General features: G+C 72.6%; 20 protein-coding genes. 12 read left to right on the top strand and 8 right to left on the bottom strand.

Annotation, left to right across the window (positions count from 1 at the left end; all coding sequences use genetic code 11):
• Positions 1 to 7: 7 nt before the first annotated feature.
• The gene (locus LJ657_RS27365; protein WP_232651421.1) at positions 8 to 1507 is read left to right on the top strand and encodes an SCO1417 family PLP biosynthesis transcription factor; all 1500 of its coding nucleotides are present in this window, start codon (positions 8 to 10) and stop codon (positions 1505 to 1507) included.
• Between the two features lie 62 nt (positions 1508 to 1569).
• Here LJ657_RS27365 and LJ657_RS27360 read toward each other — a convergent pair whose 3' ends face one another.
• Both LJ657_RS27360 and LJ657_RS27355 read right to left on the bottom strand, forming a co-directional pair.
• Positions 1570 to 3237 carry a P-loop NTPase family protein gene (locus LJ657_RS27360; protein ID WP_232651420.1) on the bottom strand — a complete coding sequence of 556 codons (1668 nt, stop codon included), beginning with the start codon at positions 3235 to 3237 and terminating at the stop codon, positions 1570 to 1572.
• A gap of 40 nt (positions 3238 to 3277) precedes the next feature.
• Positions 3278 to 3472: a hypothetical protein gene (locus LJ657_RS27355; RefSeq protein WP_099934012.1), complete on the bottom strand. Its 195-nt coding sequence runs from the start codon at positions 3470 to 3472 to the stop codon at positions 3278 to 3280.
• 260 nt (positions 3473 to 3732) lie between these two features.
• Between LJ657_RS27355 and LJ657_RS27350 the strand changes: the two genes are divergently transcribed.
• The 5 genes from LJ657_RS27350 to LJ657_RS27330 all read left to right on the top strand — a co-directional run bounded on the left by LJ657_RS27350 (position 3733) and on the right by LJ657_RS27330 (position 9176).
• Positions 3733 to 4125, top strand: coding sequence for an ankyrin repeat domain-containing protein (locus LJ657_RS27350; protein WP_232651419.1), 393 nt, complete (start codon positions 3733 to 3735; stop codon positions 4123 to 4125).
• 301 nt (positions 4126 to 4426) lie between these two features.
• The gene (locus tag LJ657_RS27345) at positions 4427 to 5845 is read left to right on the top strand and encodes a HEAT repeat domain-containing protein (protein ID WP_232651418.1); all 1419 of its coding nucleotides are present in this window, start codon (positions 4427 to 4429) and stop codon (positions 5843 to 5845) included.
• A gap of 186 nt (positions 5846 to 6031) precedes the next feature.
• Complete coding sequence (locus LJ657_RS27340; protein WP_232651417.1) at positions 6032 to 7177, top strand: glycosyltransferase family 4 protein; 1146 nt, start codon at positions 6032 to 6034, stop codon at positions 7175 to 7177.
• Positions 7174 to 8331: a glycosyltransferase gene (locus LJ657_RS27335; protein ID WP_232651416.1), complete on the top strand. Its 1158-nt coding sequence runs from the start codon at positions 7174 to 7176 to the stop codon at positions 8329 to 8331. The genes LJ657_RS27340 and LJ657_RS27335 overlap by 4 nt, the downstream gene beginning before the upstream one ends.
• Positions 8328 to 9176: an SGNH/GDSL hydrolase family protein gene (locus LJ657_RS27330; RefSeq protein WP_232651415.1), complete on the top strand. Its 849-nt coding sequence runs from the start codon at positions 8328 to 8330 to the stop codon at positions 9174 to 9176. Before LJ657_RS27335 ends, LJ657_RS27330 begins: the two co-directional genes overlap by 4 nt.
• 82 nt (positions 9177 to 9258) lie before the next feature.
• Here LJ657_RS27330 and LJ657_RS27325 read toward each other — a convergent pair whose 3' ends face one another.
• The 5 genes from LJ657_RS27325 to LJ657_RS27305 are packed head-to-tail and all read right to left on the bottom strand — an operon-like array spanning position 9259 to position 13639.
• Positions 9259 to 10137, bottom strand: a complete 879-nt coding sequence (locus LJ657_RS27325; RefSeq protein WP_232651414.1) for a 5-oxoprolinase subunit C family protein — start codon at positions 10135 to 10137, stop codon at positions 9259 to 9261.
• Positions 10134 to 10751 (bottom strand): 5-oxoprolinase subunit B family protein, encoded by a 618-nt coding sequence (locus LJ657_RS27320; RefSeq protein ID WP_232651413.1) that lies wholly within the window; start codon positions 10749 to 10751, stop codon positions 10134 to 10136. Before LJ657_RS27320 ends, LJ657_RS27325 begins: the two co-directional genes overlap by 4 nt.
• Positions 10748 to 11506, bottom strand: coding sequence for a LamB/YcsF family protein (locus LJ657_RS27315; RefSeq protein WP_232651412.1), 759 nt, complete (start codon positions 11504 to 11506; stop codon positions 10748 to 10750). Before LJ657_RS27315 ends, LJ657_RS27320 begins: the two co-directional genes overlap by 4 nt.
• Positions 11507 to 11525: 19 nt before the next feature.
• Positions 11526 to 12347 (bottom strand): putative hydro-lyase, encoded by an 822-nt coding sequence (locus LJ657_RS27310; RefSeq protein WP_232651411.1) that lies wholly within the window; start codon positions 12345 to 12347, stop codon positions 11526 to 11528.
• Entirely contained in the window at positions 12344 to 13639 is a 1296-nt protein-coding gene (locus LJ657_RS27305) for an MFS transporter (protein WP_232651410.1), read from the bottom strand. The genes LJ657_RS27310 and LJ657_RS27305 overlap by 4 nt, the downstream gene beginning before the upstream one ends.
• A gap of 175 nt (positions 13640 to 13814) precedes the next feature.
• On the opposite strand from LJ657_RS27305, the gene LJ657_RS27300 reads away from it, so the two are divergent.
• The 4 genes from LJ657_RS27300 (at position 13815) to LJ657_RS27285 (ending at position 21736) form a co-directional block, all read left to right on the top strand.
• On the top strand, positions 13815 to 14507 hold the full coding sequence (locus LJ657_RS27300; protein WP_232651409.1) for a GntR family transcriptional regulator: 693 nt from the start codon (positions 13815 to 13817) through the stop codon (positions 14505 to 14507).
• Positions 14508 to 14609: 102 nt separating this feature from the next.
• Positions 14610 to 16136 (top strand): hypothetical protein, encoded by a 1527-nt coding sequence (locus LJ657_RS27295; protein WP_232651408.1) that lies wholly within the window; start codon positions 14610 to 14612, stop codon positions 16134 to 16136.
• 31 nt (positions 16137 to 16167) lie between these two features.
• Positions 16168 to 17058 (top strand): hypothetical protein, encoded by an 891-nt coding sequence (locus tag LJ657_RS27290; protein ID WP_232651407.1) that lies wholly within the window; start codon positions 16168 to 16170, stop codon positions 17056 to 17058.
• Positions 17059 to 17095: 37 nt separating this feature from the next.
• Complete coding sequence (locus LJ657_RS27285) at positions 17096 to 21736, top strand: hypothetical protein (protein WP_232651406.1); 4641 nt, start codon at positions 17096 to 17098, stop codon at positions 21734 to 21736.
• A 63-nt stretch (positions 21737 to 21799) separates the two neighbouring features.
• Here LJ657_RS27285 and LJ657_RS27280 read toward each other — a convergent pair whose 3' ends face one another.
• Positions 21800 to 22342 (bottom strand): hypothetical protein, encoded by a 543-nt coding sequence (locus tag LJ657_RS27280; RefSeq protein ID WP_232651405.1) that lies wholly within the window; start codon positions 22340 to 22342, stop codon positions 21800 to 21802.
• Between the two features lie 418 nt (positions 22343 to 22760).
• Between LJ657_RS27280 and LJ657_RS27275 the strand changes: the two genes are divergently transcribed.
• Both LJ657_RS27275 and LJ657_RS27270 read left to right on the top strand, forming a co-directional pair.
• Positions 22761 to 25691 carry a nitrate- and nitrite sensing domain-containing protein gene (locus LJ657_RS27275; RefSeq protein WP_232651404.1) on the top strand — a complete coding sequence of 977 codons (2931 nt, stop codon included), beginning with the start codon at positions 22761 to 22763 and terminating at the stop codon, positions 25689 to 25691.
• Entirely contained in the window at positions 25688 to 26125 is a 438-nt protein-coding gene (locus tag LJ657_RS27270; RefSeq protein ID WP_030946644.1) for a roadblock/LC7 domain-containing protein, read from the top strand. Before LJ657_RS27275 ends, LJ657_RS27270 begins: the two co-directional genes overlap by 4 nt.
• Positions 26126 to 26132: the final 7 nt, after the last annotated feature.

Below are 26132 nucleotides of genomic sequence, written 5' to 3'. Positions count from 1 at the left end.
GATTTCCATGGCGTCGTGGACCTCGGCGATGGGGGCGGCGCAGCTCGCCCGGCTGCTCAACTCCCAGCAGGACCGCCCGGCCGGCCCCGGGACGCGCCGCCCGCCCGCCTATCGTGCGCTGGCCGACGGCATCCGGCTGCTGGTGCTGGAGGGCCGCGTTCCGGTGGCCGCCCGGCTGCCCGCCGAGCGCGAGCTGGCTCTGTCCCTGTCCGTCAGCCGCACGACGGTCGCGGCGGCCTACGAGGCGCTGCGCAGCGAGGGATTCCTGGAGTCCCGGCGCGGCGCCGGCAGCTGGACCGCCGTACCGGCCGGGAACCCGCTCCCCGCGCGCGGCCTGGAACCCCTGCCGCCCGAGGCCCTGGGCTCGATGATCGACTTGGGCACCGCGGCGCTTCCCGCGCCCGAGCCGTGGCTGACCCGCGCGGTCCAGGGCGCCCTGGAGGAACTGCCCCCGTACGCCCACACCCACGGCGACTACCCGGCCGGGCTGCCCGCGCTGCGCTCGATGATCGCCGACCGGTACACCGCACGCGGGATCCCGACGATGCCCGAGCAGATCATGGTGACGACGGGAGCCATGGGCGCGATCGACGCGATCTGCCACCTCTTCGCCGGCCGGGGCGAGCGCGTCGCCGTCGAGTCGCCGTCGTACGCCAACATCCTCCAGCTGATGCGGGAGGCGGGGGCGCGGCTGGTGCCCGTGGCGATGGCCGAGGGGCTGACCGGCTGGGACCTGGACCGCTGGCGGCAGGTGCTGCGTGACGCCGCACCCCGGATCGCGTACATCGTCGCCGACTTCCACAATCCGACCGGCGCCCTCGCCGACGACGACCAGCGGCGTCAGCTCGTGGAGGCGGCCCGGTCGGCGGGGACGGTGCTGATCGCCGACGAGACGATGAGCGAGCTCTGGCTGGACGAAGGTGTCGAGATGCCGCGGCCCGTGTGTGCCTTCGACCCTGCCGGCTCCACGGTGATCACCGTCGGCTCGGCCAGCAAGGCCTTCTGGGCGGGGATGCGCATCGGCTGGGTGCGCGCGGCACCGGATGTGATCCGCAGCCTGGTCGCCGCGCGCGCGTACGCCGATCTGGGCACCCCGGTACTGGAGCAGCTCGCCGTGAACTGGCTGTTCAGCACCGGAGGTTGGGAGCAGGCCGTGGAAGTGCGGCGCGGGCAGGCCCGGGAGAACAGGGACGCGCTGGTCACCGCGGTGCGGCGGGAGCTGCCCGACTGGGAGTTCGAGGTCCCGAGGGGCGGACTGACGCTGTGGGTGCGGACCGGGGGGCTGTCGGGCTCCCGGCTCGCCGAGGTCGGGGAGCGGGTCGGGGTGCGGGTGCCGTCCGGGCCGCGCTTCGGGGTCGACGGTGCCTTCGAGGGGTATGTGCGGCTGCCGTTCACCGTGGCCGGTGCGGTCGCCGACGAGGCGGCGGTGCGGCTGGCCGCTGCGGCGCGGTTGGTGGCGAGCGGGGTGTCGGGGGGCGGGGAGTCGCCGCGGACTTTCGTGGCGTAGCTGCGGGCGGTTTCTGCCGGGGCGGGCGTCGGTCCCCAGGACCGCGGCCCCGGGCGGTGAACCTACGGCGCCTCCGCCGCCATGGCCTTCGCAGACACCGGCTCTGCCTCCACCGGCTCCTCGTCGAGAGGCACGGCCTCGACGGGTACGGCCTCGACGGGCACGGCCGCAAGAAGGGTCTTTGCCTCGGCCGGTTCCTGGTCGACCGGTGCGGTCCGCGGCGGCAGCAGCGCCAGCACCGCCCTCCGGTGCGCGTCGCTCGTCGTGTCGTCGTACGGGTCAGGAGTCGACGGCACCTGAAGCCGGTGCACCGGACCGGTGCCGAGACGGGCGTAACCGCGGCCGGGCGGGACATCGACGGCCGGAGTCGTGGGCGGAAGGGCCCCCAGGACCCCTGACAACTGCTCGGCCGTGGCGGGGCCGAGGACGACACGCGCGCGCGTGTGCTGCCGTACGTCATCGCTGAGTGCTTCGGCGTGGTCGAACTGTTCGCCCACCACGACCGTCACGTTCACCGCGCGGCCGTGCCGGAGCGGGACCTGGAGCAGGGACTGCGGGTCCTCGCGGCCGTCCGCGGCGGCGAGGTGGGTGAAGGCGCTGGGGCGGTCCAGGAGGAGCCACAGTGGACGCTTGGTGTCCTCCGGCGGCGGGTGGCCTGCCTGCCGGGCGCGGTTCGCGGCGATGAGCCGGCGCTCCGTCTCGAGGGCGGCCCACTCAAGGCTTGTCAGCGCCCCGGTCAGCCCGCACTCGACGGCCAGGACGCCGTTGCGGCCGGTCAGGCACGCGTACTCGCCGGTGCCCCCCTCGACGATCACGACGTCGCCGTGCTGGAGCGCCTGCAGTGCGAGGGAGCGCAGCAGGGTCGAGGTGCCGCTGCCGGGCTGGCCCATGATCAGGAGGTGTGGTGCGGTGGAGCGGATGCCGGTGCGCCAGACGACCGGCGGAACATCGCGTCTGTTCTCCCCGTAGGTGAGGGGAAGGGTGCGCTGGACCTGGGTGGGGTCCGTGAAGCCGAGGACCGTCTCGCCCGGCGCCGTGACGAATCGCTGGGCGGCGATGTCGGTGGGCAGCGGAGGCAGCACCGTGACCGCGAGCTCGTTGCCCTCTTCCTCCCACGCGAAGTGGTACTCGCGGCCCCGTCCCGACTTGGCGTGCAGCAACTGCTCGATCCTGGTGCGGGACTCGGCCTCGCCGTCGGTGAAGTACGCCGGGTAGCGGATGACGAGGTGGGTGACCCGGCCCGACTCGTCGAACTCGTACGCGGGAAAGGCCTTCTCCCACTCGCCGCCGTGGGCGTACAGGGGGGAGGGGTCCTCGGGGATCGAGAAGTACGGGATCAGGGCCTCGTACAGCGACTTGAGGCGCTGCACCTGGGACTCGTCGGGCCCTTCGGGTGCCGCCGGTTCGCGGTCCCGGCCGTGCAGGGCTGCCGCCGTCATCAGACCGATGACGGCGAGCAGCGGGCCATAGGGCACGAGTGCCACCACCAGCACCACCGAGGCTGCCAGGAACAGCAGCGGCCCGCGCCTGTCCTTGGGGGTGTCGGCCCACTTGTGCCGCGCGGCCGCCGCCAGTCGGCGCAGACCGCGGGTGATCGTGATCAGCGGGTGGAGGACGTCTGTGGCGCTGTCGGCCGCCGTCCGGGCCAGCTCCCGGCTCCGGGCGATCTGCATCCGGGCGATCTGCGCGTTGTCCTTGCTCAGGATGCGGGGGAGGGGGCGCCGGGCCACTGCATTCTCCTGGTGGTGCGTACGGGCGGGAGGGGTGGCGTCAGAACTTGATGCCGCCGAGGAGGCTCGCGAGGCTCTCACCGCCCGCCTTGATGCTCGGGGCGATCGCGGTGCTCGCGAGGTAGAAGCCGAACAGGGCCGAGACCAGCATGTGCGAGGCCTTCAGACCGTCCTTGCGGAAGAAGAGGAAGACGATGATGCCGAGCAGGACCACGCCGGAGATGGACAAGATCATTTTTTTCTCCTGGTTCACGGGGACAGTCACCATGAGTACTTCCAGGATCACAGCATGTATCCATACTATTAAAGGTGCAAATGGATGAATCTCGGCACATTTCCCTCAGGTGGTCGAGCCGTCTCGGGACAGCCGGGCCGGACCCCCGTGTCCTGCCTGGTATGTGGTGATCTTTACCTCCGGTGCACCGGGTCATGTGCCGCGGAAGCCAGTACCCTGGCGATTCACCTGAACGGTTGTATTGAGAGGCGGTCCGGCCGATGACTGAAGCCCCCGACCCGGAGGTCGTGGAGCTGGCGACCAAGATCTTCGATCTGGCCCGGCAGGGGCAGACCGAGGCGCTTGTGGCGTACGTCGACGCGGGCGTTCCTGCCAACCTCACCAATGACCGCGGTGACTCGCTCGTGATGCTCGCCGCCTACCACGGACACGCGGACGCGGTGCGCGCCCTGCTCGCCCGGGGCGCGGAGGGCAACCGGATCAACGACCGGGGCCAGACCCCGCTCGCCGGGGCTGTCTTCAAGGGCGAGACGGAAGTGATCAGGGCCCTCCTGGAGGGCGGTGCCGATCCGGCCGCGGGCACCCCGTCGGCCGTCGACACGGCGCGGATGTTCGGCAAGACGGAACTGCTCGAGCTGTTCGGCGCACACTGATCCGAATGTTCTGACCAGTAAAAACACAGAAAACGGGGGAGGCGGTACAGGGCCGTCGAAATTTCGGTCGCGGCAGGTCGAAGTGCCGAGTCATCATGGCGTCGTGATTCACGGACGTGATGGTCGGGCAGGTGTTGCCGCACCGCGCGGGCCGTGATGCGGTCCGCAAGGGCCAATGACGAGAGGCAGAGGAAGATGGTCAACAGCAAGCACGAGACGGCGGGCGCCCCGACGTTGTGTCACGCGGCCAGGTAATGCGTGTTCCCCGGTTGCGTCGACGCTTGATGTGAGGCTGTTTCCCATGTTCGATCCGGTCATAGCGCCCAGCGGTACGCTGCTCGGCCTGCTCCAGCGGGGCCGCGGCGACGGCACACTGCACGCGCTCACCGCCCCGCGCCCCGAGGCGCTTGCGGCGCTGAACCACTGTGTGCTGCGCGATCCCCGCCACGACTGGCAGGTGGAGAACCGCTCCCTCTACTACGCCCGTCTCTACCTCGACCTGAACGGCGAGCTGGACGAGATCGAGGCGCACCTCTTCGACGTCGAGGACGTCTTCGACACCGAGGAGTCCCGCACGGGACTGGCCCTGGCCGTCCTCGGCCACCTCGCCTCCTACGGCAGGCGGGACGCGCTCGAACTGCTGCGCAGGTACGCCGCCTCCGGCTCCAACTGGGCCTGGGCCCTCGACGAGCTGGCGCTGCGCGACGACGACGCCGGGCTAGGGGCCCTCGCCGCTCCCGTGCTGGCCCGCTTTGCCACCGACGCCGAGGGCGAGGCCGAGCTGGCCGTCGTCGTGCGGGACGCCTTCGAACCCCGGCCGTGGCGGCTGTGGGCGCAGGACCCGCGCGAATCGATCGCCACGCGTGTGCGTGCCGCTCAGGAGACCGGCTGCTTCGACCGCTGGCAGCGGCAGATGCGACCATCCGGGCCCCGTCCGGGGTGGAGCGTGCAGGCCGTGTTCGAGTGGGCCCAGCAGGGCGTCGAACGCGGCGCCGCGCTGCACGTCCCGGCCGCCCGCTGCCTCACCGCCGTCGCCGGCCCTGAGGACCGGCCCGAGATCGTCCAGGCCGCCAAGGGCGGCACCGACGGAGCCCGCTGTACCGCGCTGCGCTATCTCGCCGACAGCAATGACCCCGACGCTCTCGACCTGATCGAGGGTGCCGTGCTCACCGGCTCACCGGCCGTCGTGGAGGCCGCCGTCGACGCATTCGAACGGATGCGCAGCGTCGCCGCCGTCGACCGGGCCCGCGGCTGGGCCCACCGGCCCGACCCCCTCGGTGCCGCCGCCGGCCGTATGCTCGCCTGCCGCGGGGGGACCGAGGACAAGGACCTCGTCCTCGGTGCGTTGCGCGAAGCCGTACGGGGCGAAGGGCCGGACGCCCCGACCCTGTGGACCCTTGTCGACGGCACCGGCCGGCTCGGCATCGCCTGCGCCGCTCCCGTACTGCGCCATATCTATCGCGAAACCGCCTCCTCCCATCTCCGCGGACGGGCCGCCCGCGCCCTGGCCGCAACCGACCCCTCCTTCCCGGCGGGCTTCGCCGTCGAGTGCCTCTGGGACTGCGAGGAGACCACCCGCGAAATCGCCGCCCGGCACGCCGAGACCGGTGACGCACGGGTCGTCGAACAGCTCCGCCGGCTCGCCGCCGATCCGGCCGAGGAAGCCGAAGTGCAGACCGCGGTACGAAGCCGGATCGCACCCGACGGACCCGCCGTCTGAGACGGCCGCGCACGTGTGTCCCGCGCCGCGGCACAGCCGCCGTATGAACAACGGGTGACCCGCGGGTCAGGCGGTCATGGACACGGCCTGACCTGCTCGGGTGTGCGGGGGAACGCTCACGGGACGTTCATCGTTCGCAAAGATCCACGTTGACGCGACCACGTCCAGCACGGCGACAACACGGGTATGCGTGTCGTCATAGTGACCGAATCCTTTCCCCCCGACGTGAACGGCGTGGCCCACTGCGCCCTCCAGACCGCCAGGCACCTCGTAGATCGCGGTCACCTTCCGCTCGTCGTCGCACCGGCCAGCAACGCACTTGCCGGCCGGGCCGGGACCGGGCCCGACGCCCAGGCGCCGTGCCCCGTCGTCCGTGTCCCCTCCCTCCCGCTCCCGGGCTATCCCCAGGTCCGTGTCGCCCTGCCCAGCCGACGCCTGGCCGCGGCCGTCATCGAGCACCGGGCCGACATCGTCCACCTGGCCAGCCCCTTCGTCCTCGGCGTCCGAGGCATGGCGGTCGCCGCCCGTCTCGGCGTCCCGGCCGTGGCCGTCTACCAGACGGATCTGGCCGGATATGCCCGTACCTACATGGGCGCGGGCGAGGCCGCGGCCTGGCGGCGCATCCGCTCCGTCCACTCCGCCGCCGACCTCACCCTCGCCCCCTCCAGCGCCTCGATGCACGACCTGGAGACCCACGACGTGCCCCGGGTCAGGCTCTGGCAGCGTGGCGTGGACACCGTCCGTTTCCGCCCGCACCTGCGCGACGAGGCCCTGCGCCGCGAACTCGCCCCGAACGGCGAGCTGATCGTCGGCTACGTGGGCCGCCTCGCCCCCGAGAAGCACATCGAGCTCCTGGCCGGCGTCAGCGGCCTCGAAGGAGTGAGGGTCGTGATCGTCGGTGACGGCCCGAGCCAGCCGAGCCTCGCCGAGGCGCTGCCGGGCGCGGTCTTCCTCGGCCGCCGCACCGGTGACGAACTCGCCCGGATCTACGCCTCACTGGACGTATTCGCACACACCGGCCCCTTCGAAACCTTCTGCCAGACCGTGCAGGAGGCCATGGCGAGCGGCGTCCCCGTCGTCGCGCCCGCCGCCGGCGGCCCCCTCGACCTGGTCGCCCACGGGCGCACCGGGCTGCTGGTGCCGCCCCATGACGCGGACGCCGTACGGGACGCCGTGCGGTCCCTGGCCGCCGATCCGGAGCAGCGGATCACCTTCGGCGCCACCGCGCGCGCCACCGTCGAGGGACGCACCTGGACCGCCGTCGGCGATCAGTTGATCGGGCACTACGCGGACGTACTCGCCGCGCGGCAGAGGACGGCGGTGGCGGCATGACCTCCTTGCGGATCGTTCGACTCGCGAACTTCGTCGCTCCCTCCTCCGGGGGTCTGCGCACCGCCCTGCGCGAACTGGGCAAGGGCTTCAAGGCCGCAGGCCACGAGCCCGTGCTCGTCGTCCCCGGCGAACGCGCCGACGACCGCGACACCGAGCAGGGGCGCGTCATCACCCTGCCCGGGCCGCTGCTGCCCGGCACGGGCGGGTACCGCGTGCTCACCGACAAACGGCGCGTGGCCCGCCTCCTGGAAGAGCTGGCGCCAGACCGCCTGGAGGTCTCCGACCGTACGACCCTGCGCTGGACCGGCAAGTGGGCGCGGCGCGCCCGCATCCCCGCCGTGATGGTCTCCCACGAGACCGCCGACGGCGTCCTGCGCACCTGGGGGCTGCCCGAGGGGGCGGCCCGCCGAGCCGCCGACGCTCTGAACGTGCGTACGGCGCACACGTACGCGCGTGTGGTGTGCACCACCGAGTTCGCCGAGCGGGAGTTCGTGCGGATCGGCGCCCGCAATGTCGTACGCGCCCCGCTGGGCGTCGACCTGGTGGAGCGGCATCCCGCGCTGCGCGACCCGGGACTGCGTGCACGCTACGCGCGCGTGGACGAGTCGCTGCTCGTGACCTGCACGCGGCTGTCCGTGGAGAAACGGCCCGGCACGGCGCTGGACGCCTTGGAGGCGCTGCTGCGGCGGGGCAGGCGGGTGGTGCTGGTGGTGGCCGGGGACGGGCCGCTGCGGCCGCGGCTCGAACAGCGGGCGCGGGAGCGCGGGCTGCCGGTCACCTTCCTCGGGCACGTCTCCGACCGCGGCGCGCTCGGCTCCCTCCAGGCCTCCGCCGACGTGTGCCTGGCACCCGGGCCCGCCGAGACCTTCGGGCTCGCCGCGCTGGAGGCGATGGCCTGCGGCACACCCGTGGTGGTGAGCACGTCGTCCGCGCTGCCCGAGGTGATCGGATCAGCCGGAGCCGTGGCCGCGGACCACGGGGACGCGTTCGCGGACGCCGTCGACATGCTGCTCGAACTTCCCGAGCGGGAGCGGCGCGAGACCGCACGCGCGCGTGCGGAGTGCTTCGGGTGGAACACGGCGGTGGATGCGTTTCTCGCCGCGCACGACGCGACGGTACCGGTGCGTCGTTTTGCGCCCGGAGGCGTGGCATGAGACCGGTGCGTTTCGTCGCCCTGGGGGACTCGCTGACCGAGGGCGTGGGCGATCCCGTCGCCGACGGGTGGCGCGGCTGGGCCGCGCTGCTCGCCGGCGGGCTCGCCGAGGAGACCGTGGAGTTCACCAACCTCGCCGTCAGCGGCGCCCAGACCCGGGAGGTGCTGGAGCAGCAGACGCCGGCCGGGCTCGCGCTGCGGCCGGACGTGGTGTCCGTGGTCATCGGCGTCAACGACACCCTGCGCTGCACCTTCGACATCCACGCCGTGGCCGAACGGCTGGACAAGGTGTACGCCGCCTTCACCGAGCAGGGCGCGACCCTGCTCACGGCCTGCCTGCCCGACCCCGGCTCGATGCTCGGCCTGCCGGGTTCGCTGGCCCGTCCCCTGGCCCGGCGGCAACGAGCCGTCAACCGGGTGGTCCACGCGCTCTCGGACCGTTACGGGGCCGTCCATCTCCATGCGGCCGAGGAAGCCTGGATCACAGACCGCGCGATGTGGAGCGCGGACCGGTTGCACCCGGGCGAACAGGGGCACCGCCAGCTGGCCGTGCGCTTCCACTCGCTGTTGGTGGAAGCGGACCGTGCGGCGGGTGTCGCGCCCTCCCCGGAGCCGGAGTTCTCCGTGCCCACGAGGTCGGCGAGCTTGTTGTGGCTGGCCACGGCGGGTACGGCGTGGGTGGCACGGCGGTGCACCGACCTGCTGCCCCAGCTCCTTCGTCTTGCCGCCGACGAGATGCGGCACCGGGTGCGGGGGACGAGTGCGCGGCTGGATCTGCGGGCCGCTGCGGCGGTTTCGGCGGCTTTGGCCGCGGTTTCTGTGGTGGAGCAGCCGGACGCGGCGTAGCGCTGCGCGCAGAGGCCGGGGCACTTGAGGCCGGTTGGTCGCTGCGGGCCCGTGGTGGCTGGTCGCACAGTTCCCCGCGCCCCTAACAGCCTTGGCGTGTGCGCATCGCCGTGAAGCGGACCGGTGTTCCCGGTGCCGCCTGGGCTGCGGCCGGGAGGTCCTGTGGGCGGACGACCGCGATCACCGGGTAACCCCCGGTGGTCGGATGGTCCGCGAGGAAGACGACCGGTCTGCCGTCCGGCGGGACCTGGACCGCGCCCAGCACCATGCCCTCGCTGGGCAGTTCACCCGGTAGGGATCGCTCCAGTGCGGGTCCCTCCGTGCGCAGGCCGATGCGGTTGCTCGCGAGGGAAACGCGGTACGTGCGGGACGTGAACGTACGCAATGCCTCCGGTGTGAACCAGTCGTCGCGCGGTCCGAGCGTCACCCGTAGGACGAGTTCGGTCGGAGGCGCGGGCTGTGGAGCGACGTCCACGCGCGCGTGGAGGCGTTGCGGCGTCCCCAGGGGCAGCACAGTGCCGGCCGCGAGTGGTGCCGGACCGAGGCCGGACAGGAGGTCCGTGGAGCGACTGCCGAGCACCGGGTCGACGGCGATGCCCCCCGAGACGCCGACGTAGGAGCGCACTCCGGAGCTGACGGTGCCGATGTCCAGGAGCGCGCCCGCGGGCACCCTCACCGGAGCTCCCCAGGCGACCGGCCGGCCGTCCACCGTGACCGGGCAGGGGGCGCCTCCGACCGCGACCGTGACCGTCGAACGCGGGCGTACGGCGCACCCGTTGACCGTGGTCTCCAGGAGGGCCGCCTCGGGCGGGTTGCCGACCAGCCGGTTGACGAGCGCCGCCGCGGATCCGTCGAGCGCACCGGAGCGGGGCACGCCGAGATGCGCGTGCCCGGGACGCCCCCGGTCCTGCACGGTGGTCAGCGCTCCGGCTCGTACGACGACGAGTGCGCGGTCCGTCATGGGCACCCCACCGGGACGAAGCGCACGCGTGTGCCGGGGGACAGCAGCGCGGCCGGCACGCGCGCGTGGTCCCACAGCACGGTGTCCGTGCGCCCGATCAGCTGCCAGCCGCCCGGCGACGAGCGCGGGTACACGCCCGTGTAGGGGCCCGCCAGAGCCACCGAACCGGCCGGGACGGCCGTGCGAGGGGTGTCCCGGCGTGGGACGTCGTACCGCGGCGGCTGGCCGGTGAGATAGCCGAAACCGGGGGCGAACCCGCAGAAGGCGACGCTGAACTCGGTGGCCGCGTGGATACGGGCCACCTCCCGCTCGCCGACACCCCAGTGGGCGGCGACGTCGGCCAGGTCAGGGCCGTCGTAGCGCACCGGGATGTCCACGGCGGCCTCTTCGCGACGGGGAAGGGCAGGCACCTCGGAGGCGGTCAGTTCGGAAGCCAGACGGACCGGGTCGTCGAGGCCGTCGAGCAGCACGGTGCGGGCCGCGGGGACGATCTCGCGCACCGTGATCAGGCCGGCCGCGCGGCGGCGCAGCAACTCCGCGTGCAGGGCCTGAGCCTCCTCTCCGGAAGTCACCTCGACGAGCAGGGCACGGTCCCCGACGGGCAGCGTCCTCATGCGAAGGCCTCCACCCGGACGCCCGACTCCTGCAGGCGTTCCCGGACGCGCCGGGCCAGTTCGACGGCGCCCGGAGTGTCGCCGTGCAGACACAGCGAACGCGCGCGTACGTCCACGCGCGCACCGGAGTGCGAGGTGACCGTGCCGAGGCGGGCCAGGCCCACCGAGCGCTCCACGACCACCTCCGGGTCGGTGACCACGGCACCCTCCTGGCCGCGCGGCACAAGCGTGCCCTCCGCCGTGTACGCACGGTCCGCGAAGGCCTCCGTGACGGCCGGCAGGCCCGCCTCGGCAGCGAGTTCCAGCAGCCGAGAGCCGGGCAGTCCGAGCACGGGCAGCGAGGCGTCGGCCAGCCGTACGCCGTCCACGACCGCGCAGGCCTGCTCCGCGTCGTGCACGACGCGGTTGTAGAGCGCGCCGTGCGGCTTGACGTACGACACGCGCGTGCCTGCCGCGCGCGCGAAGACCTCCAACGCACCGATCTGGTACGCCACCTCGGCCGCGAGCTCGGCGGGCGGCACGTCCATCGCCCGCCGCCCGAACCCCGCCAGATCCCGGTAGGAGACCTGGGCGCCGATCCGGACGCCGAGCTCGGCCGCCCGCTCGCACACCCGCCGCATGGTGGCCGCGTCCCCGGCGTGGAAGCCGCAGGCCACGTTGGCGCTGGTGACGACGGACAGCAGCCGCTCGTCGTCGGTCAGCTGCCAGCGGCCGAAGCCCTCGCCGAGGTCGGCGTTCAGATCGATCGAGGTCATGGGTCCTTCGTGGTTTCTCTCAGGCCACGCGGTACTGCTCGTCGCGGGCGTCGGTCAGGAACATCTGGCCGGGTGCGTGCGTGATGGCGAAGGGAGGGAGCGAGGCCATCACCGCCGCCTGCGGGGTCACTCCGCAGGCCCAGAACACCGGGATGTCATCAGGTTCCGAGGCCACCGGGTCGCCGAAGTCGGGGCGGCCGAGGTCGTCGATGCCGAGTGCCGAAGGGTCGCCGCAGTGTACGGGGCTGCCGTGCACCGCCGGGAGCAGACTGCTCTCCCGGATCGCCGCCGCCAGGTGCTCCGGCGGCACCGGCCGCATGGACACCACCAGCGGGCCGTGCAGCCGCCCCGCCGGACGGCACTGACGACTCGTCACGTACATCGGGACGTTGCGGCCCTGCTCGACGTGGCGGATCGGTACTCCTGCCTCGGCCAGCGCCCACTCGAAGGTGAAGCTGCAGCCGATCAGGAACGACACCAGGTCCTCGCGCCAGTGCGCGCGTACGTCGGTCGGCTCGTCCGCCAACACGCCGTCCTGCCACACCCGGTAGCGCGGCAGGTCGGTGCGCAGGTCCGCGCCGTCCGCGAGGATCGTCGTGACGGAGCCGGCGTCCGTGACGTCGAGCACCGGACAGGGCTTGGGGTTGCGCTGGCAGAACAGCAGCATGTCGTATGCCCAGTCGGCGGGCACCGAGATCAGGTTGACCTGGGTGTGGCCGGCCGCGACCCCGGCGGTGGGGCCGCTGAGTCCTTCCCGGAAACGGGCCCGGGCGGCTTTCGGGCTCCACGCGTGCGCGTGCTCGTCGACGACGGTCAGCGGGCGGTCTTCCGTACGGTTCACGCGAGCTCCTTCCCCCGGGTCTCCGGCAGCCCCAGCAGCGCCAGCGCCGCGAGGCCGTAGCCGATCGCACCGAACACCAGCGCGCCGCCCACACCCCAGCTGTCGGCCAGGAAGCCGACCGCCGTGGGGAAGACGGCGCCGACGGCACGCCCGGTGTTGTACGTGAAGCCCTGCCCCGTGCCCCGTACCGCCGTCGGGTACAGCTCGCTCAGGTAGGACCCGAAGCCGCTGAAGATCGCCGACATGCAGAATCCGAGTGGGAAACCGAGCACCAGGAGCAGGGTGTTGGCGCCGTGCGGGATGTTCGCGTACGCCAGGATGCAGACGGCCGACAGCAGGGCGAACAGCCAGATGTTGCGCCGGCGGCCCAGCCGGTCGGTGAGGTAGCCGCCGGTCAGATAGCCCAGGAAGGCACCGGAGATCAGGAACGCCAGATAGCCGCCGGTGCCGACCACCGACAGGCCGCGGTCGGTCTTCAGGTATGTCGGTACCCAGGTGGCGAGCGTGTAGTAGCCGCCCTGGACGCCGGTGGAGAGCAGTCCGGCGAAGACCGTCGTGCGCAGCAGGCCGGGCTTGAAGATCGCCGTGAACGAGCCCTTCTGCGCGCTCTGTTCGCGTACCGCGGCAGCCTCCGGGGCATCGTGCACCCGGCGCCGCATCCAGATCACCAGCAGCGCGGGTAGCGCGCCCGTCCAGAACATGATGCGCCAGGCCAGATCGTCGCCGACGAACGAGAAGACCAGGGTGTACACGACCGCGGCCAGCGCCCAGCCCACGGCCCACGAACTCTGGACCGCGCCGAGGGTACGGCCCCGGTTCCTGGCGCTCGCGTACTCGGCGACGAGGATCGCGCCGACCGCCCACTCGCCGCCGAAACCGAGGCCCTGGAGAGCGCGGAAGACCAGCAGCGTCTCGAAGTTGGGTGCGAAACCGCAGGCCACGGTGAAGACCGCGTAGGTGATCACGGTGATCATCAGCGCCCTGACCCGGCCGACCCGGTCCGCCACCACACCCGCGACGGCCCCGCCGACTGCGGAGACCACGAGTGTGACGGTCGTGAACAGGCCCGTCTGACCGCTGTCCAGGCCGAAGTACGCGGCCAGCGCGACCATGCTCAGAGGCAGCGTGAAGTAGTCGTACGAGTCCAGGGCATAGCCGCCGAACGCGCCGGCGAAGGCGCGGCGGCCGCGCGGTCCGAGGGCGCGCAGCCAGCTCAACGCGCCGTCGTCGAGGGCGTTTTCATCGGTTCCGGGCTGTTTGGTCAGGGCCTGGGGTGGAGGGGTCGTGCTCATGGGCACCTCGCAGTGGGAGGACGGAGGGTGCTTCAGAAGTGAGCCGTGCCGTGCGGGAGGAGCGGTCGGCGCCCGGGGTGAACGACGGCGCCGTGTGTAGCAAGGTAGAGGATCGTTGAACGATCCTTCAATACCCATGTTGTTTCGTTCTTGTATCTGCGATTGAATTCCGGGCATGGCAGAGCAGCTGACAGGACTGGCCGACGACCGGGCTCTCCTGGGGCGCACCAGCACCGCCGAGCGCGTCTCGGACATCCTCAGGGGCCGCATCGCGGAGGGCTTCTTCCCGCCCGGCACCCGGTTGTCGGAGGACAGCATCGGGGGCGCACTCGGAGTCTCCCGCAACACCCTGCGCGAGGCCTTCCGCCTGCTCACCCATGAACGTCTGCTCGTCCACGAGCTGAATCGCGGCGTCTTCGTCCGGGTCCTGACCGTCGAGGATGTCGAGGACATCTACCGCACCCGCCGCCTCGTCGAGTGCGCCGTCGTCCGCGGGCTCGGCGAACCGCCGTACGGCCTGGACGCGCTCGCCGAGGTCGTCGGCCAGGGGCAGCGGGCGGCGCGCGAAGGTGACTGGAAAGGCGTGGGTACCGCCAACATCCACTTCCACCGGGAGCTGGTGACCCTGGCCGGCAGCGCCCGCACCGACGAACTGATGCGCAGCGTCTTCGCCGAACTGCGCCTCGCCTTCCACGTCGTGGACGACCCCAGAGCCCTGCACGAGCCGTACCTGGCCCGCAACCGGCAGATCCTGCAGGCCCTGCAGGCGCCGGACCGCCCGGAGGCCGAGAAACTGCTGGAGGTCTACCTCGACGACTCGCTCGAGCGGGTCGTCGAGGTGTACCGGCGGCGGGTCGGCGAGGAATAGCGGGACACGGGAGTACCGGCCCCACCGGTGTGAGAACCGTGACGCCTGGTCGCATCTGAGTCGTTTGGGTCGATGTCAGACCGAGGACCTAGTCTGTGCACCGTGACTTCGCCTGCATCGACGGACAGCGTTCCGCCCCAGCTCAGCGCGGGGCCGCGCCCCGCCCCGGGCCCGGCCGCCGACGAGGGGCTGGCGCGGCGCCTGCGCGCGCTCGCCTGCACCGCGCCGCTGCACGACCTCGACGCACGCAAGGCCAACCTCGCGGGCGAGTACTCGGTCTACGGCATGGCGGAGGTGGCCCTGGCCGCCATCGACCTGGTCACCCTGAACATGGACTTCGACACGGGCGCCGACCACGACCAGATAGTCGCGCGGCTCATCCCGCGCATCGCCGCCCAGGCACCACAGCGGCCGGTGGCCGAGCACGAGCGCGTGGCCCGCTGGGTCCTGGAGAACCTGATCAACGTCGGCAGTGTCGACCGCGGCTTCAGGGCCGTCTACGGCACGTTCACCACCGACGGCAGCTACGTCCGCCGTGACTACGACTTCAAACTGATCGAGGAGGTGCCGGGCCCCGGCGGCACCGTCTACCTCCGTACCACGGACGAGGCGGTCAACGTCCTGGTCGGCGCCCTGGACACGGACGTCACCAGCGCGCAGATCGCCGCCGAGGTCAAGCTGGAGGTCCTGATCAACCGGGGTCGCCTCGCCGACGCCCAGCTCGCCGCCGAACAGGCCCGCTACCGGACGGTGCAGTACTCGGAAACCCTGCGCAGAGCCCTGGACGCGACCCGGCGCAACGTCCGGGCGGTGGACTGGCTCAACTCCGTGCCCGACATGATCGCCGAAGCGTTGGACCACGTGGCAGACCGCTACCGGCACGAGAACGCGATCCTCACCAACATCCGCAAGGCCCGGGATGAGACCGAGGACCCCGAGCACAAGCGGCGTGCGGCCGAACTCGTTGACATCGTCAAGGACTGCATCCGCAGGCACACACAGCTGCAGTCCCGCCTCCTGGAGGCCGGGCCGCTGTTCCGCGCCGAACAGGACCGGCAGGCGTTCGCGACCCCCATGACATCGTCCGGGATCGACCTGTACGGGCACCTGGTCGCCCCCGTGCTGCCCTTGCCGCTGGAACAGGCGGTCCGGGTCACGGATGCCTTCTTCGCCCGCGGTACCGGACTGCGCACGCCGGTGTCCGTGCGGGTGGGCGACCTCGTCGACATACTGCTGACGCCGCCGGTGGAGCGGGAGCACCTGGGCGCGGAGATGCCCGAGCCGGATCTGATCGCCACGCCGGACGACAGCCGGTTCAGCGAGGAGCAGTTGGCCGCGGCGACGGAACTGCTGGACCTGCCAGCCGACGCGCCGCGCCGGTTGTCGGGGTTGTTGGCCGAGGCCCGGAGACAGGACCCCGATCTGCCGTACCTGGTGGCTCTGTTGGCGGTGCACGCGGCCAGTCCGGCGGTCGGTACGGCATACCGCCAGGGCGAGGAGAAGCTGTTGTTCGCCGTGGACGACGGGACGGAGTTGGCCGATCCGGAGTTCGGCGGCGCCGATCTCATCGTCGGCACGGCCCTGCTGGACGCGGCGGGGATGGCGGCGGACCGGACGGAAGCAGCATGAGTGAGCAGGAACGCGACAAGGAGCCCAAGCAGTGAGTGAGCACGTCGAGTGGAGCGAGACGGAGGCCCCGGCCCCGTCGGCGACCGCCGCCGTCACCCCCGCCGACGCCGCTGACGCGGCGCGGCTCGTCGCGTTCGGGCTGCAGCCCAAGCTGCAGCCCGCGCGGGACCAGGAGTACGCCGAGCTGCTGCGCCGCTACCGCGAGGACCCGCCGTTCGCGCGGCTGGCGGACGCCGTGGCCGCCGGGCTCGGTCTCGTGGTGCTGGAGGTTTCCCCGCGGGCGGGGATGGCCGTGACGGCGGCCGAGGACTCCGTGTTCGCCGTCCGTATGGGCGACTACGCGCGTCGTACGTCCGCCGACGGCGGCGACCGCTTCCTGCACGGCCTGGCCCATCTCGCCGTCGCCGCCATGGCGTTCCCGCGCCCCGAGGACCTGGCCGACGACGGATACATCGGACGCGTGACGGTCAACGGCGTCGACGCGTTCGTACGACAGGCCTGCCGCCGTCTGGAGGAGCGTGCCGAGGAGCACGGCGACAACACCGACCCGGCCACCGACGCGCCCGGCCTTGAGGCCGCGTGGCGGATCTGGGCGAGACGCAGCGCGGCCGGTGCCACCAAGGACGCGCGCCGGCTCGCCGGTTCGACCACCGGCATCGTCGGCAAGGCCGCCGCGTTCCTCACCGACTCCGGCTTCCTGCAGCGCACCGGCGAGGACAACGGCGGCACCTACCGGACGACTTCCCGCTACCAGCTCCAGGTGCGAGACATGGCCGGCAGTGCCGCGATGGCCGAGTTGCTGGAACTCGGCGTGGTCCCGGTGACCGACGGCACGCCGACGCTGCTGCCCGCCGAGCACACCGACGACCTGGAGCTGGCGGCCGACGCCGGGCTGCCCTTCCACGCGCCGTCGCACTCCTGAACTTCCCCGACCTGCCGAAGACTTACGAGAGTCCGCCATGTACGAGCTGTCCCGGGTCCGCCTCTACTCCATCGGCCCAGCCGGTGCGCGCTACGCCGACACCGTGCTTGACCTGCGGGGCGTCGGCGAGCCCGTGCCCGACCCCGCACCCACCCAGGCGGAGTTCTTCGAGGAGGAGCCCCTCGGCCCGCCGCGCCGCCCCGCGCCCGCCGGCGTGCTCTTCCTGGAGAACGGCGGCGGCAAGTCGGTCCTGCTGAAGCTGATCTTCTCGGTGATGCTGCCGGGCCACCGCAACACCCTCGGCGGCGCCAGCTCCGGCGTGCTGCGCAAATTCCTGCTCGCCGACGACTGCGGACACGTCGCCCTGGAGTGGCAGCACACGCTGACCGGCGAGTGCGTCGTCGTCGGCAAGGTCAGCGAGTGGCGAGGACGGCAAGTCTCCAACGATCCGCGGAAGTTCGCCGAGGCCTGGTACTCCTTCCGGCCCGGACCCGGACTGTCCCTGGACAACCTGCCCGTCGCCGAGGCCACCGCCGTACGGCCGGTCGCCGAGGGGCAGTCGGGTGCACAGGGCCGCCGCCGCACCATGAAGGGCTTCCGGGACGCCCTCACCGAGGCGGGCAAGGCGTATCCGCACCTGGAGGTGCACTGGGAGGAGATCCACGACCGTTGGATCGAGCACCTCGGCGACCTCGGCCTCGACCCCGAACTCTTCCGCTACCAGCGGGAGATGAACGCCGACGAGGGCGAGGCGGCCGGCCTCTTCGCGGTCAAGAAGGACTCCGACTTCACCGACCTGCTGCTGCGCGCCGTGACCGACACCCGGGACACCGACGGGCTCGCCGACCTGGTCAGCGGCTTCGGCAACAAGCTGGGCCGCCGGGCCGAGCTGATCGCCGAACGGGACTTCACCGCCGGGTCGGCCGACCTGCTCGGGCGGATCGTCGAGGCCGCCGAGGCCCGTGCACGCGCGCGTGACATCCACGCCGGTGCCGAACGCCGCACCCGCACCCTGGCCCGTCGGCTGTCCGCGCGGGGTGTGCGGGAGCAGGTGAGGGCCGCTGACCTCGCACAGCGAGTCACCGCCGCCGCCCACGCGGTCACGCACTCCGAGGCGGGCCGGGAGCGCAGCGCGCTGATCGCCGCCGAACTCGCCTACCGGAACGCCTCCTTGGCGCTCGCCGCCACCGAGAAGTCCGCCGCCGGGCAGAAGCGCGAGCTCGCCGACGCGCGGACCCTGCACTCCGCCTGGCAGGCCGCCGAGGCCGTGCTGCGCCACCGCGCCGCCGCCGACCGCGTCGCGCGCGTGGCCGCCGCGATCCAGGAGGCCGAGCGGGACGCGGCTCCGGCGCTCGCCGCCCGGGCCAAGGCCGCCGTGGATCTCGTACGGGCCCTGTACGCGGCCGCGGAGAGCGCCGAGCGCCTCGCCAACGAGGAGGAGGAGCGCTCCGCCGCGCTGCAGGAGGTCGGCGAGGTCGCCCACCGGGACTCGACCGCCGCCGCCACGGAGGCCCAGCGAGCCCGCAGCGAGATCGGGCACCTGCGGCAGCGCCTCACCGAAGTCGAGCAGGAGACGGCCGAGGCGGTGCGTGCGGGATGGCTCGACGACAGCGCACCCGACGCCGACCCGGCCCGTGCCGCCCTCGCGGCCAGTGACGCCGAGAAGACGGCGGTCGCCGCCTGGGACACGGCACGTGAGGCCTCGCACAGGGCCACGGAGCACGCGCGCGAGGCGGCCTCCGCCGAGTCCCGCGCCGAGCTGACGGCGGCCCGCGCGGCGGACGCGGCGACGGCGACGCGCCGGTCGTACGAGGCCGAGCACCGCATCGCGGAGTCGCTCGCCGCAGAGGAACGGCTGGCGGAGCTGCTGAGCCTGTCTGGCAAGGACACCAGGCCGGCTCTCCCGGATCCCCGGCCGTCGGTCCCGCACCCCCGTCACGAAACGGACAGCGACGAAGCGGCTCTCACCCCCGAGGAGCTGGACCGCTTCGCCGACGAGCTGCGCGAGCTGCTCGACGGCTCCGTGTCCTCCGCCGAGCGGCAGCTGTTCGAGCTGCGGACCGCGGCGGCCGACGATGCGCGGATCCTCGGCGCGCTCGGTGACGGCGGGCTGCTGCCGCCCGGCCCGGACGTACTGGCCACCGTGGAGTACCTGGGCGAGCACGGCATCCCGGCGCTGCCCGGCTGGCGCTACCTCGCCCAGGCGGTGGACCCTGCCGACCACGCACGCGTGCTCGCGGCGCGGCCGGAGCTCGTCGACGGCGTGATCATCACCGATCCCGACACACACGCCCGCGCCCGCGAGGCCCTCACCGAGGCGGCGCTGTTGCCGCGGTCCGCCGTGGCCGTCGGTACCGCCGCCGCCCTGCTCGCCCCCACCCCGAGCGCCGACTCGGGCGACAGCAACGTCTTCCTCGTACCACCGAACCCCGCCATGCACGACGAGCATGCCGCGGACGAGGAACGGCAGGCGCTGCGCGCGCGGGCGACCGAGCGGGACGAGGAGATCAGGACGCTCGCCGCGCGCCTCGGCAAGGACCGGGAGCTGGCGGCGCGACTCGCCTCCTGGCGGACCGGCTGCCCGGCTGGGCGGCTCGTCGAGCTGGCCCGGGCCGCGCACGACGCCGGAGCGTTCGCCGAGGAGGCCGAGGCCGAGCTGGCCGAGGCGCGTTCGGTGCGGGCCGAGGCCGACGAGGTCGCCGCCGAGGCCGCGCAACTGCGGGACGAGCGGCAGGAGGCGGCGCAGAAGGCCCGGCGCGCGGCCGACGCCCTCGCCGGGCTCGCCTACCGGCTGCGCGAGCGGGTCGGCTGGCAGGTCAAACTGCGCGAACTGGCCGACGACGGCGTCGAGTCGGAGGCCCGCGCCCAGGCCTGCCTGGAGCGCGCCCGCGCCGCCGACGAGGACCGCCGCGGCGCCCAGCGCGCCGCTGACGACGCCCGCCGCACCGCACGGGCACTGCGCGCCGAGCGCGCGGAGATCGCTGGCGCCCCCGACGACGTACCCGAGGACGAGGGGGCGGCCCCGAAGTCCTCGCTGCCCGCACTCCGCGAGGCCTACCGCGCCGCCTCCCAGCTCTACGAGAAGGTCGGCGTAGGCGCCGATCTGCGCGCCGAACAGGCCCGCGCGGAGAGCGACGAGAGCGCGGCCCGCGCCGAACTGGACCGCCTCAGCAACAGGGTCCGGACGCGCGCGGAGCAACTGCTGCAGTCGCCGGACGGCTCCGACGGACCGTCCCGGCAGGCGGCCGCCGCCCGGGCCGAGGAGCTGGTGCAGCTCCTGGAGACCCGGATGTCGACCGCGAGCGAGCAGCTCGGACGGCTGCGCGGCGAGGCCGAGCGGCACGCGCCCGAGGACGGCGAGGCGCACACCGAGCTGCCCGCGGAACTCGAGCCGCGCGACGCCGAGCACGCACATGCGTTGCTGCGCACGGCCACCACCGAACTGGCCTCCCGCACCGAGGCGTTGAGTCAGGCCCGTGAGGCGCACGCCGAGCTCCTCGACGCCCACCGCGCCGCCGAGGACGCGGCCGGCGGCTTCGACGAGATCGCTGCGATGCTCCGCGACCTGCTGCGCGAACACGCCCTGGACGAGGAGCAGGAGGAGCCGGAGCCGTATCCCGGCAGCCTGGAGGAGGCCCGGCAGTCCGCCGCCGAGGCCCGCCGCTCCCTGCGCGGCTGCGCAGCCGACCTGTCAGCCGCCGAGGCCGCCGTACGTGAGGCAAGTGATGTGCTCGTGCGGCATGCCAACTCCACCCGCTACGAGCAGGTCCGCACCCCGGCGCGGCAGCAGATCCGTGAGCTGCCCGCCTCCGCGCTGCCCGAGCACGCCCAGAAGTGGGCGGACGCGTTCGCGCCCCGACTGCGTGTCCTCACCGACGAGTTGGTGCAGCTGGAGCGGAACCGGGACTCGATCGTGGACCGGCTGCGCGGGCTCGTGGAGTCGGCACTGGCCACCCTGCGGTCCGCCCAGCGGCTGTCCCGGCTGCCGGAGGGGCTGGGCGAGTGGTCCGGGCAGGAGTTCCTGCGCATCCGCTTCGAGGAGCCCGACCAGGCCACGCTCACCGAGCGGCTCGGCGAGGTCATCGACGAGGCGACCCGGGCGGCCGTGAAGAAGAACTCCGACCTGCGGCGCGACGGTATGTCCCTGCTGTTGCGGGGCGTGGGCGCGGCGCTTCAGCCCAAGGGGGTCGCCGTCGAGATCCTCAAGCCGGACGCCGTGCTGCGCGCCGAGCGGGTGCCCGTCGGGCAGATGGGCGACGTGTTCTCCGGCGGCCAGCTGCTCACCGCGGCCATCGCCCTCTACTGCACGATGGCCGCGCTGCGCTCGAACGACCGGGGCCGCGACAAGCACCGGCACGCGGGCACGCTGTTCCTGGACAACCCCATCGGCCGCGCCAACGCGACCTATCTGCTGGAGCTGCAGCGGGCTGTGTCGGACGCGTTGGGTGTCCAACTCCTCTACACCACCGGCCTGTTCGACACGACGGCGCTGGCGGAGTTCCCACTGGTGATCCGGCTGCGGAACGATGCCGACCTGCGCGCCGGCCTCAAGTACATCAGCGTGGAGGAACACCTCCGCCCCGGACTGCCGCAGCAGCCCCAGGCGGAGGAGACCGCCGTGCACAGCGAGATCACGGCGACACGGATGTTCAAACGCCCGGCGTCAGCGACCCCCTAGGGGCGAGCGACCGCGTCCCGCGACTCGGATCTCTGGGGTTGGACCGCTCAGGGGCCGGATCTCTCAGGGGTGCGACAGCTGCCCCGCTCCGCCCCGCCGGCGTATCCGCGCCTGGGCCCGCTGCGCGGCCCGCGCCTGTCGCCGTGTCTTTCGCCGCTCGCGCCGCAGGGCGCGAGCGGTGCTGCTCGGGACCGACACCACGCCGTTGCGCTGGTTCCACACCTGACGGGTCACCCAGACGTCGAGTGCAGCCCATGTCGCCGCCACGGTGCTCGCCACGCTGCTGAGGACCATGGGGAACGCCAGCCATGATCCGGCCAGAGTGCACAGGAACGCCACCATCGCCTGCATCAGCGTCACGGCGATGATCAGCACCGCGCGCACCGCGGCCGTACGCACCGGATCGGGCATTCTGCGACGCGGCGCGGACTCCTCGACCCACAAGGGCCGGTAGTACGGCTGCTCCTCAGCCGTGACACGCCCAGCGGGGCCGGTCCCGGCCCTCTGCGCCGGAATGTCGTGATCCAGTGCCTCGGGGCTCTGCCGCACCGTCAGGTGCGCCGCATCGCCCGCCGTGGCCGCCTCGTTCCGCTCCACCGTGCCCATCAACGTGTCACTCCCCACCGCCGGCAGACCCCCCGTCCGTGTCCGAACACACGGCTCCCCAGTGGTTGCCCGGCTTGCGCTGTTTTACGCCGCCCGGTTGCGGGATGCGGCTCGTGTGGCCGATTCCGCCCCCGTTTCCCGAAGAGAAGGACGAACAACGCGCTCCGAAGATTCCCAGGAATCGAAAAATTCCGGCCAACTGGCCGCCCCCACCGGCCGGATCCGCACGGGTGGTGTCTGCACGAACGCGGGCGGCAATCTCCCGCAATGCCCGGACAACTCCGCATCTCGCTGAACCAGTGCGGCAGTTCAGCCTCCGGACGGGTCTTCGAGTTAACCGTGCGTCGGTAGTAGGCTCGCGCCGTTTGTTGACGCACATGTGTACCCCCGGCCGGTGGGGGTCGAGCTGGGGGAGGCCATGCGCTTTCGCGGGAAGTCGATCCGCCGGAAGATCGTGGCGCTGCTTCTCGTGCCGCTGGTGTCCCTGACCGCGATCTGGGGATTCGCCACGGTACTCACGGGACGGGCGGTCACTCAGCTGTTCCAGGCGTCGACCGCTGTCGAGGACATGGGCTATCCCATCGAGGACACCGTCCGCGTCCTCCAGCAGGAACGCCGCCAGACTCTTGTCTATCTCGCCGACCCGCGGGCTGCGGACGCGCTCGCCGCTCTCCGCAGCACCCGCCACGCCTCCGACGAGGCCATCGCCAAGGTCCGCAAGAACGCGAAAGACCCCGACGTCCGCGACGGACTGAACGCGGGCGACGACGAACGCCTCACCGCCGTACTGGACGCCTTCGACGGCGTCGACTCCCTGCGCAGCAGCACTGAGCAGGGCACGGTGACCCGCGCCGAGGCCCTCCACCTCTACAACCGTCTCGTGGACCCCTGCTACTCCTTCCTGGCGGCCCTCAACGCGGTCGACAACGTGGAGATGGACCGCCAGGCCCGCGCCCTCGTCAACATCAGCCGCGCCCGCGAACTCCTCTCCCGGGAGGACGCCCTGCTCGGCTCCTCCCTGGTGGTCGGCAAGCTCACCCGCGAGGAGATCCGCGAGGTCTCCGACCTGGCCGCACAGCGCACCCAGTTGTACGACATCAGCCTGCCGGTGCTCCCGTCGGCGGAGCGTGGACGCTACGACCGGTTCTGGAAGAACGCCGCAAGCGCCCCGCTGCGCTCGGCCGAGCAGTCCGTCATCGACTCCGGCGCCGGCACGCCCCGTTCGGTCAGTGCCAAGAGCTGGGACGCCGACGCGGACGGTGTCCTCACCGAGCTCGCCACCCTCGACGACCAGGCCGGCGACCGCCTCCAGGGCCGCGTGCAACCGGTCGCGATGAACGTCATCGTCAAGGCGGCCGTCGCCGGCGTCCTGGGCCTGGCCGCCGTGCTGGTCTCGCTCGTCGTCTCGGCGCGTATCGGCCGCACTCTCATCCGCGACCTGCGTCAGCTGCGCCTGGAGGCCCATGAGGCGTCCGGTGTACGGCTGCCGAGCGTCATGCGGCGCCTGTCCGCGGGCGAACAGGTCGACGTGGAGACCGAGGTCCCCCGCCTGGAGTACGACAGGAACGAGATCGGCGAGGTCGGCCAGGCCCTCAACACCCTGCAGCGTGCCGCCGTCGAGGCCGCCGTCAAACAGGCCGAACTGCGCGCCGGAGTCTCCGAGGTGTTCGTCAACCTCGCCCGCCGCAGCCAGGTCCTGCTCCACAAACAGCTCACCCTGCTCGACACCATGGAACGCCGGACCGAGGACACCGACGAACTCGCCGACCTGTTCCGCCTCGACCACCTGACCACCCGTATGCGACGGCACGCCGAGGGCCTCGTGATCCTCTCCGGCGCCGCCCCGTCCCGGCAGTGGCGCAAGCCCGTCCAGCTCATGGACGTCGTCCGGGCCGCCGTCGCCGAGGTCGAGGACTACGAACGCATCGAGGTCCGCCGCCTGCCGCGGATCGCCGTCACCGGTCCCGCCGTCGCCGACCTGACCCATCTCGTGGCCGAACTCCTCGAGAACGCCACGGTGTTCTCCCCGCCGCACACGGCCGTCCAGGTCCTGGGCGAGCGGGTCGCCAACGGCTTCACTCTGGAGATCCACGACCGCGGCCTCGGCATGGCGGCCGACGCCCTCCTCGACGCCAACCTCCGGCTCGCCGAGACACCGGAGTTCGAGCTGTCCGACACCGACCGGCTCGGACTGTTCGTGGTCAGTCGGCTCGCCCAGCGGCAGAACGTCCGAGTTTCCCTCCAGCCGTCTCCCTACGGCGGCACCACCGCGGTCCTCTTCGTCCCCGACGCGCTGCTGACGGACGACGTCCCGGACACCAACGGCATCGGTTTCCGCCTCGACCGGCCCCACCACTCGAAGGAGGCCGAGCTGGAGGAGCGGCACGGGAACGCGCTCTCCCGGACACCGGTGCAGCTTCCCGGTCTGCCCGCCGGGCTCCTGGACGGGCCGGTCGAACTGGAAGCACCGGTCGACCTCGACGCCATCGGGGACTTCCCCGGTGCGCTCGACGACGAGGACAGCGAACGCGGCGGACTCTTCCGCCCCCGCCGCTCCATCGCGCTCGCGGAGAACGAGACGACCGGCGCCGGTGGCGGTCAGCTCCATGGCGAGCCGGACCACCACGAACCGGCCCGCGGCGACGCCGACGCGGACATGGGTGCGCCGGTCCCGCTGCCTCGCCGCCGTACGCCCAAGCTGGTCAGCTCGCACGGACGCCCGGTCCCCGAGCAGCGGTCGTGGCGCGAGACCGCCGCCGATGAGCCGCTGACGGGTGGGGGACGACCCGAGCCGGATGCCGCCGCACCCTTGCCCTCCCTTCGCCGGGCGGAGGAGCCGCCGACCGGGCGAGGTGCGGACCGGCCCGACCAGGAATCCGCGCCACCGCTGCCCACCCGTCGGCGCGGTGCCTCACCGCTGCGCCCAGGCGCGGGCGGGGCCGACCACCCAGCTGGACGCGACGCATCCACGGCACCACAGCGCGAGGGCCGCGGCGAGAGCCCGCAGCCCCCGGTTCTTCCCATGCGAAGTGGCCCCACCGCGATTGCACCGAGCGGCCAGGGCGCCGCCGGCCCGCGCCCCGGCTCGGCACGGCAGGAGCCAGGCCCCGGCACGGGCCCGCTGCCTCGCCGCGTACGGCAGGCCAACCTGGCCCCGCAGCTGAAGCAGAGCGCCCAGCGGCGCACGGAAGACGGCCCGGAACTCGTGGAGCGGGACGCCGACGAGGTACGCAGCCGTATGGCCTCGCTCCAGCGAGGCTGGCAGCGCGGCCGCGACGAGAACGCCGCGGGCGACGACGCCCACAGCGGCACAGCACCACAACGAACGACAAAGGGGGACGGTCGATGACCGCACCGAAGGCGAGCGGCCACACCGACACAGGCAGGTCCGGGGAGCTCAACTGGCTCCTGGACGACCTGGTGGACCGCGTCGCGAGCATCCGCAAAGCCCTCGTCCTTTCCGGCGACGGCCTGCCGACGGGTGTGTCCAAGGACCTGACCCGCGAGGACAGCGAGCACCTCGCAGCCGTCGCCTCCGGATTCCACAGCCTGGCCAAGGGCGTGGGCCGGCACTTCGAGGCAGGCAACGTCCGGCAGACCGTCGTCGAGCTGGACGACGCCTTCCTCTTCGTGACGGCCGCCGGCGACGGCAGCTGCCTGGCCGTCCTCTCGGACGCCGACTCGGACGTGGGCCAGGTCGCCTACGAGATGACGCTCCTCGTCAAGCGGGTCGGCGTGCATCTGGGCGCCGCTCCGCGCACCGATCTGCCCGCAGGCGGGTAGTGGGATG

Origin of the sequence: Streptomyces guryensis (assembly GCF_021261325.1) — a bacterium.
Lineage (GTDB): Bacteria > Actinomycetota > Actinomycetes > Streptomycetales > Streptomycetaceae > Streptomyces > Streptomyces guryensis.
This window is presented reverse-complemented; position numbering and strand designations above follow the sequence as displayed.

Bases quoted from the DNA above. Each gene is read 5' to 3' on its own strand.
- LJ657_RS27350 (WP_232651419.1), top strand. From the start codon at position 3,733: ATGACTGAAGCCCCCGACCCGGAGGTCGTGGAGCTGGCGACCAAGATC.
- LJ657_RS27365 (WP_232651421.1), top strand. From the start codon at position 8: ATGGCGTCGTGGACCTCGGCGATGGGGGCGGCGCAGCTCGCCCGGCTG.
- LJ657_RS27330 (WP_232651415.1), top strand. From the start codon at position 8,328: ATGAGACCGGTGCGTTTCGTCGCCCTGGGGGACTCGCTGACCGAGGGC.
- LJ657_RS27270 (WP_030946644.1), top strand. From the start codon at position 25,688: ATGACCGCACCGAAGGCGAGCGGCCACACCGACACAGGCAGGTCCGGG.
- LJ657_RS27325 (WP_232651414.1), bottom strand. From the start codon at position 10,137: ATGACGGACCGCGCACTCGTCGTCGTACGAGCCGGAGCGCTGACCACC.
- LJ657_RS27305 (WP_232651410.1), bottom strand. From the start codon at position 13,639: ATGAGCACGACCCCTCCACCCCAGGCCCTGACCAAACAGCCCGGAACC.
- LJ657_RS27335 (WP_232651416.1), top strand. From the start codon at position 7,174: ATGACCTCCTTGCGGATCGTTCGACTCGCGAACTTCGTCGCTCCCTCC.
- LJ657_RS27300 (WP_232651409.1), top strand. From the start codon at position 13,815: ATGGCAGAGCAGCTGACAGGACTGGCCGACGACCGGGCTCTCCTGGGG.
- LJ657_RS27315 (WP_232651412.1), bottom strand. From the start codon at position 11,506: ATGACCTCGATCGATCTGAACGCCGACCTCGGCGAGGGCTTCGGCCGC.
- LJ657_RS27340 (WP_232651417.1), top strand. From the start codon at position 6,032: ATGCGTGTCGTCATAGTGACCGAATCCTTTCCCCCCGACGTGAACGGC.
- LJ657_RS27280 (WP_232651405.1), bottom strand. From the start codon at position 22,342: ATGGGCACGGTGGAGCGGAACGAGGCGGCCACGGCGGGCGATGCGGCG.
- LJ657_RS27275 (WP_232651404.1), top strand. From the start codon at position 22,761: ATGCGCTTTCGCGGGAAGTCGATCCGCCGGAAGATCGTGGCGCTGCTT.
- LJ657_RS27285 (WP_232651406.1), top strand. From the start codon at position 17,096: ATGTACGAGCTGTCCCGGGTCCGCCTCTACTCCATCGGCCCAGCCGGT.
- LJ657_RS27355 (WP_099934012.1), bottom strand. From the start codon at position 3,472: ATGATCTTGTCCATCTCCGGCGTGGTCCTGCTCGGCATCATCGTCTTC.
- LJ657_RS27345 (WP_232651418.1), top strand. From the start codon at position 4,427: ATGTTCGATCCGGTCATAGCGCCCAGCGGTACGCTGCTCGGCCTGCTC.
- LJ657_RS27320 (WP_232651413.1), bottom strand. From the start codon at position 10,751: ATGAGGACGCTGCCCGTCGGGGACCGTGCCCTGCTCGTCGAGGTGACT.